General features: G+C 72.0%; 8 protein-coding genes. 4 read left to right on the top strand and 4 right to left on the bottom strand.

The features are described from left to right. The 3 genes from AC1DY2_RS14025 to pip form a co-directional block, all read right to left on the bottom strand. Window positions 1–445, bottom strand: a 445-nt coding sequence (locus AC1DY2_RS14025) for an alpha/beta hydrolase (RefSeq protein WP_476762992.1), incomplete at its 3' end; no start/stop codon positions are given. A gap of 10 nt (window positions 446–455) precedes the next feature. Then, the gene (gene ypfJ, locus AC1DY2_RS14020; protein ID WP_476762991.1) at window positions 456–1,334 is read right to left on the bottom strand and encodes a KPN_02809 family neutral zinc metallopeptidase; all 879 of its coding nucleotides are present in this window, start codon (window positions 1,332–1,334) and stop codon (window positions 456–458) included. Window positions 1,335–1,343: 9 nt separating this feature from the next. After that, on the bottom strand, window positions 1,344–2,447 hold the full coding sequence (gene pip / locus AC1DY2_RS14015) for a prolyl aminopeptidase (RefSeq protein WP_476762990.1): 1,104 nt from the start codon (window positions 2,445–2,447) through the stop codon (window positions 1,344–1,346). A 127-nt stretch (window positions 2,448–2,574) separates the two neighbouring features. On the opposite strand from pip, the gene AC1DY2_RS14010 reads away from it, so the two are divergent. Genes AC1DY2_RS14010 through AC1DY2_RS13995 form a run of 4 tightly spaced genes read left to right on the top strand, consistent with a single transcriptional unit; the run spans window position 2,575 to window position 5,110 of the window. Beyond that, window positions 2,575–3,069: a DUF427 domain-containing protein gene (locus AC1DY2_RS14010; protein WP_476762989.1), complete on the top strand. Its 495-nt coding sequence runs from the start codon at window positions 2,575–2,577 to the stop codon at window positions 3,067–3,069. A gap of 31 nt (window positions 3,070–3,100) precedes the next feature. Further along, complete coding sequence (locus AC1DY2_RS14005; protein WP_476762988.1) at window positions 3,101–4,111, top strand: malate dehydrogenase; 1,011 nt, start codon at window positions 3,101–3,103, stop codon at window positions 4,109–4,111. 5 nt (window positions 4,112–4,116) lie between these two features. After that, window positions 4,117–4,914 carry a glycoside hydrolase family 16 protein gene (locus tag AC1DY2_RS14000; RefSeq protein ID WP_476762987.1) on the top strand — a complete coding sequence of 266 codons (798 nt, stop codon included), beginning with the start codon at window positions 4,117–4,119 and terminating at the stop codon, window positions 4,912–4,914. A gap of 22 nt (window positions 4,915–4,936) precedes the next feature. After that, complete coding sequence (locus tag AC1DY2_RS13995) at window positions 4,937–5,110, top strand: HPP family protein (protein WP_476762986.1); 174 nt, start codon at window positions 4,937–4,939, stop codon at window positions 5,108–5,110. On the opposite strand, the gene AC1DY2_RS13990 is transcribed toward AC1DY2_RS13995, so the two are convergent. Next, window positions 5,088–5,882, bottom strand: coding sequence for a TetR/AcrR family transcriptional regulator C-terminal domain-containing protein (locus tag AC1DY2_RS13990; protein WP_476762985.1), 795 nt, complete (start codon window positions 5,880–5,882; stop codon window positions 5,088–5,090). The two genes, AC1DY2_RS13995 and AC1DY2_RS13990, sit on opposite strands and share 23 nt — an antisense overlap. Window positions 5,883–5,899 lie beyond the last annotated feature (17 nt).

The following is a 5,899-nucleotide window of genomic DNA, read 5'->3' as shown; positions in this document are numbered from 1 at the left end:
CCGTGCCCGCCTCGGCGAGCTGGCAGGCGCGCACGCCGCCGAGCGAGTGCCCGCCCACGTACCACTGCGACACGTCGGGCGCCTCGGACGTGAACGTCGAGAGCGGCCGCTGGTCGAAGAACGCGAGGTTCAGCGTGGGCTCGGTGATCACCACGGTGGCGCCGGTCTCGGCGACGATGCCGCTGAGCTTCCAGAGGTAGGCCGACGGGTCGACGCGGGCACCGGGGATGAACACGAGCCCGACGTCGCTGCCGCCGTCGGCCGGCTCGATCACGAACGACGATTCGGTGTGCCGCATCGTGATCTCGGAATCGGTCCACGCCTTCAGCGACTCGGGGCGCTCCCCGGCGAACACCGTGTGCGCCCAGACGAGGAACACCACCACGGCGAGCGCGACCACCGCCGCCGCCCAGAGCACGATGCGCCCGATGCGGCGGGCGATCACGGCCGCCCCCTCACAGCTGGGAGCCGTCGATGGAGAACGTGTCGCAGGCGCCCGCGCCCTGCTCGTAGCCCGTCTCGAACCAGTTCACGCGCTGCTCGCTCGTGCCGTGCGTGAACGAGTGCGGGTTCACCTGGCCCTGGGTGGCCTCCTGGATGCGGTCGTCGCCGACCGCCGCGGCGGCGTCGATCGCCTGCGCGTACTGGTCGCGCGTGATCGGCTGGAGGAACGGCACCCCGTTCTCGTCGACGGTCTGCGAGGCGGCAGCCGCCCAGGATCCCGCGAAGCAGTCGGCCTGCAGCTCCGTGCGCACCGAGTTCGAGGTGGGTCCGGTGTCCCCATCCTGTGCGCGCTCGAGGATGCCCGCGAGGTTCTGGATGTGGTGCCCCCACTCGTGCGCCACCACGTACATCTCGGCGAGGGGGCCGCCCTCGGCGCCGAACTGGCTCTCGAGCTGGTCGTAGAAGCTCGTGTCGATGTAGATGGTCTGGTCGGGCGGGCAGTAGAACGGCCCGGTCGCCGACGACGCGTTGCCGCAGCCGGTTCCCGTCGCCTCGGTGAAGAGCACGATGGGCTGCGGGCTGGCGTAGTCGAGCCCGATGGCGGGCGACTCCTGCTGCCAGTAGGCGTCGAGCGACGCCGCCGCGCCCTTCACGCGGCAGTCGATGCGCTCGTTCGCATCCTGCCCCGTCTGGCACTCGGTGAGGGCGCTGTCGCTCGCGGCCGGGTCGCCGCCACCGCCGCCCACCAGTCCCGTGAGGTCGACGCCGAGGAACTGCGAGAGCACGAAGAGGGCGATCACGCCGAGGCCGCCGCCGACGGCGATGCCCGTGTTGCGGCCGCGTCGGGAGACCCTGCCGCCGCCGATGTCGGAGTTCGGGTTGAACGTCATGCTCAGAAACTACCCCGCGGAGTCTTCCGACCCCGATTCGCCCTGTTCTCCACTCGAAGGGTTGACATCCGCGTCGGACGCGTCGTCGTCATCATCGTCGTCGTCGTCGTAGCGATCGTCGTCGCCCGTGCCGCCGTCGCGCGCCACGTCCTCGGGGCTCCGCCCGAACCGGTCGGTCGCCCGGATCAGCGCATCGAGGATCCCCGGCTCGTCGAACGCGTGACCGGCGTCGCCGATCATGTGGAACTCCGCCTCGGGCCAGGCCCGGTGCAGGTCCCACGCGGTCATGGGCGGCGTGCACATGTCGTACCTGCCCTGCACGATCACCGCGGGGATCCCGGCGAGCCGCGGGGCGTCGCGGATGAGTTGCCCCTCGTCCCACCAGCCGCCGTGGCGGAMGTAGTGGTTCTCGATGCGCGAGAACGCGACGGCGTACTCGGGGTCGGTGAACCGCGCGATGGTGTCGGCCTGCGGCAGCAGCGTGATCGTCGATCCCTCCCATTTCGCCCACGCGATCGCGGCGGGCTCGTGCACCTCGGGATCGGGATCGGCCAGCAGGCGCGCGTAGGCCTCGATGAGGTGGGCGCGCTCGAGCACGGGCACCGGCGCGATGAACTCCTCCCACAGGTCGGGGAACACCGCGGAGGCGCCGCCCTCGTAGAACCAGTCGAGCTCCTGGCGGCGCAGGGTGAAGATGCCGCGCAGCACGATCTCGGTGACGCGCTCGGGGTGGGTCTGCGCGTACGCGAGCGCGAGGGCGCTGCCCCACGATCCCCCGAAGACCTGCCACCGGTCGATGCCGAGGTGGTGGCGCAGCCGTTCCATGTCGGCCACGAGGTGCCACGTGGTGTTCGCCGAGAGATCGGCGGTTGGCTCGGAGGCGTGCGGGATCGAGAGTCCGCATCCGCGCTGGTCGAAGAGCACGATCCGGTACCGCTCGGGATCGAACAGCCGGCGGTGCACCGAGCTGGTTCCCGCGCCCGGTCCGCCGTGCAGGAAGACCACCGGCTTGCCCTCGCGGTTGCCCGACACCTCCCAGTAGATGTGCTGGCCGTCCCCCACGTCGAGCATGCCCGTCTCGAGCGGCTCGATCTCCGGATACAGGTCTCTCATGACCTCACGGTACGCGACGAGCGGATGCCGCGGTCGGATGCCGCGCCGCGCCGTTGTCCGGTTCGGCAGACGCCCGGCCGGCGTCGATCCGATGCCCGCTCACAGGATGGAGGCCTAGCCTCCGGCAATGCAGCCAGTACCGGAGCCGATCCGACCGGGCCAGGAATCTGTCTGGGACTATCCTCGGCCGCCGCGCGTCGAGGCGGTCGACGTGCGGGTGACGATCGACCTGGGCGGTGAACGCGTGGTCGACACGCGCGACGTCGTGCGGGTGCTCGAGACGAGTCATCCGCCGGTCTACTACCTGCCGATCGGCGCCTTCGTCCCATTCTCGCTCACGCCCGCGCACGGTTCCTCGTTCTGCGAGTTCAAGGGCGCCGCCCGCTACCTCGACGTGCGGGGCGGCGMCAGGGTCGCCGAGCGCGCGGCGTGGAACTACCCGTCGCCCGAGGCGGGGTACGAGGTCCTCGCCGAGCGCGTCGCCGTCTACGCCGGACAGGTCGACGAGTGCACCGTGGGCGGGGAACGGGTGACCCCGCAGCCGGGGCACTTCTACGGCGGCTGGATCACGTCGGCCATCGCCGGCCCGTTCAAGGGCGCCGCCGGATCGCTCGGCTGGTGATCGCGTCGGTGCCTCGGCGTAGGCTCGCACCATGAGCGTCAAGCCGGTCACCATCACCATCACGGGCGCCGGTGGGCAGATCGGCTACGCGCTGCTGTTCCGCATCGCGTCGGGCGCCATGCTCGGTCCCGACACCCCGGTCCGGCTGCACCTGCTCGAGATCCCCCAGGGCGTGCGGGCGGCCGAGGGCGCCGCGCTCGAACTGCACGACTCCGCGTTCCCGCTGCTCAGCCACGTCGACGTGTTCGACGACGCGGCGGCGGCGTTCCGGGGCACGAACCTCGCGCTCCTGGTCGGCGCCCGCCCACGCACGGCAGGCATGGAGCGCGGCGACCTGCTCGCCGCGAACGGCGGCATCTTCGGCCCGCAGGGCGAGGCGATCAACGCGGGGGCCGCCGACGACGTCCGCGTCGTCGTGGTGGGCAACCCGGCCAACACGAACGCACTCATCGCGGCGGCGCACGCCCCCGACGTGCCGGCCGACCGATTCACGGCGCTCACGCGGCTCGACCACAACCGCGCGCTCGCGCAGCTCGTTCCCACGGTCGGCACCCCGGTCGGCGAGATCCGCGACGTCACGATCTGGGGCAACCACTCGGCCACCCAGTTCCCCGACATCTCCCACGCCACGGCGGCAGGCCAGTCGATCCCCGCGCTCCTCCAGGCCCGGCTCGGTGGCCCCGAGGGCCTCCGCGAGTGGCTCGTCGACGACTTCATCCCGCGCGTGGCCAAGCGCGGCGCCGAGATCATCGAGGTGCGCGGCTCGTCGTCGGTGGCGTCCGCGGCGAGCGCCGCGATCGACCACGTTCGCGACTGGGTGCACGGCACCTCCGGCGGGTGGACGAGCGCGGCCGTCGTCTCCGACGGCTCGTACGACGTGCTCGAGGGGCTCGTCTCCTCGTTCCCCGTCGAGTCCGTCGACGGCGCCTGGCGCATCGTGCAGGGCCTCGAACTCGACGCGTTCGCGCGGCACCGCATCGCGGCATCCGTCGCCGAGCTCGAGGAGGAGCGCGACGCTGTGCGCTCCCTCGGCCTCATCTGACGACCATGACGACGGATGCCGCGCTCGACCTCTCGGGCTACGAGCTCGTCGTCGACGAGCAGTTCGAGGGCGACGACCTCGACGAGACCCGCTGGCTGCCCCACTACACGCCGCACTGGAGCTCCCGCGCGGCGACCCGCGCCCGGTACGAGGTCTCGGGCGGCACGCTGAAGCTCCGCATCGACGCCGACACGGCGCCGTGGTCGCCCGAGTACGACGGCGAGGTGCGCGTCTCGCACGTGCAGACCGGGCAGTTCTCGGGTCCCGTCGGCAGCCCGGTGGGCCAGCACCGGTTCCGCGCCGGGCTCGTCGTGCGCGAGGCTCAGGACGAGGAGCGGCTGTGGCTGCCGCACTTCGGCGTCATCGAGGCGCGCGCCCGCGGCATCCGGCACCCCTCGGCCATGGTCGCCCTCTGGCCCGTCGGCTTCGAAGACCAGGGCGCGAACTGCGGCGAGATCTGCATCTTCGAGATCTTCGGCAGCGAGATCGGCGAGCACGACGCCCTCGTCGGCGTGGGCGTGAAGCCCCAGCGCGACCCCCGGCTGGTGCTCGACTTCGAGAAGGTGCGGGTCGACGGCGACCTCACGGAGTTCCACGACTACGCCGTCGAGTGGCTGCCGGGCCGGCTCCGGTTCTTCGTCGACGGCCGGCTCGTGAAGACCGTCGAGCAGTCGATCGACTACCCGGTGCAGCTCATGCTCGACGTGTACGAACTGCCGACGGATGCCGCGCGCGACACGTCGGCGCATCCGCTCGTCTTCGAGGTGGCGCACGTGCGCGAGTACCGCGCGCGAGCCGCCTGACCAGCGCGCCTAGGCTTGGGGCATGGCCTCCGAATCGAGCAGCTCCGCCCGCCGCACCCAGATCATCGTCGGGCTCGTGGTGGGCACGATCGTGGGCGTGGGGGTCAGCCTGTGGACGGGGTTCTGGCTGTGGCTCGCCGCCGGCATCGTGCTGGGCCTCGCGGCGGGCGCCATCATGAAGCCGCCGGCCCGCTGAGGCCCGGCCTCGCGCGGCCGGCCACGTAGGACTCGATCCCGTCGATCACGCGCGCCAGCCCGAAGGAGAACGCGCGCTCGGGATCGCCCGACGCGTCGTGCGCCTTCACGGCCCGTCCGACCCGTGCCGCGATGGGGTAGCGGCCCGGCTCGGCGACCCGATCGAGCACGGGGGCGTTGCGCTCCCACCACTCCTCGTCGCTCTCGGTGGAGGCGCGGTGCAGCCGTTCGGCGTCGACGTACGCCCGGGCGGGGCCGACCACGAACGCGGTCACGAGCGTGATGACCCGGTCGAGCTCGACATCGGAGAGCCCCAGTCCGTCGATCGCGCGGAGGCTCCACTCCCACCGGTCCGACACGTTGGGACCGAGCGGCGGACGGCTCGTGTCGATCGAGAGCAGCCACGGATGCCGCAGGAATTCGTTCCACGTCAGGCGGGCCACCTGCTCGAGTCGCGCTCGCAGGGAGCCGCCCGGCTCGGGCAGCGGCTGCTCTCCGGCCACTCGGTCGACCATGAGGTCGATGAGCTCCGCCTTGCCGGGCACGTAGGTGTAGACGGACATGGGCCTGAGGCCGAGGCGCTCAGCGACCCGGCGCATCGACAGCGCCTCGATGCCCTCGTCGTCGGCGATGGCGATCGCGGCGTCGACGACGGCGTCCACGCTCGTGCGCTGCTTCGGGCCCCTCGAGCCGACGGGCTGGCCCAGTCGGTCGCGCCAGAGCAGGCGCAGCGCGCGGTCGGGCTCGCCCGAGGCGAGGGGTTCGGTCGACACGGCGGTCAGCCTACCGC

Source organism: Agromyces sp. P1_H4 (assembly GCF_056405255.1).
Note: the sequence above shows the minus strand (reverse complement) of the source record. Positions and strands in the feature narration are given on the sequence as shown.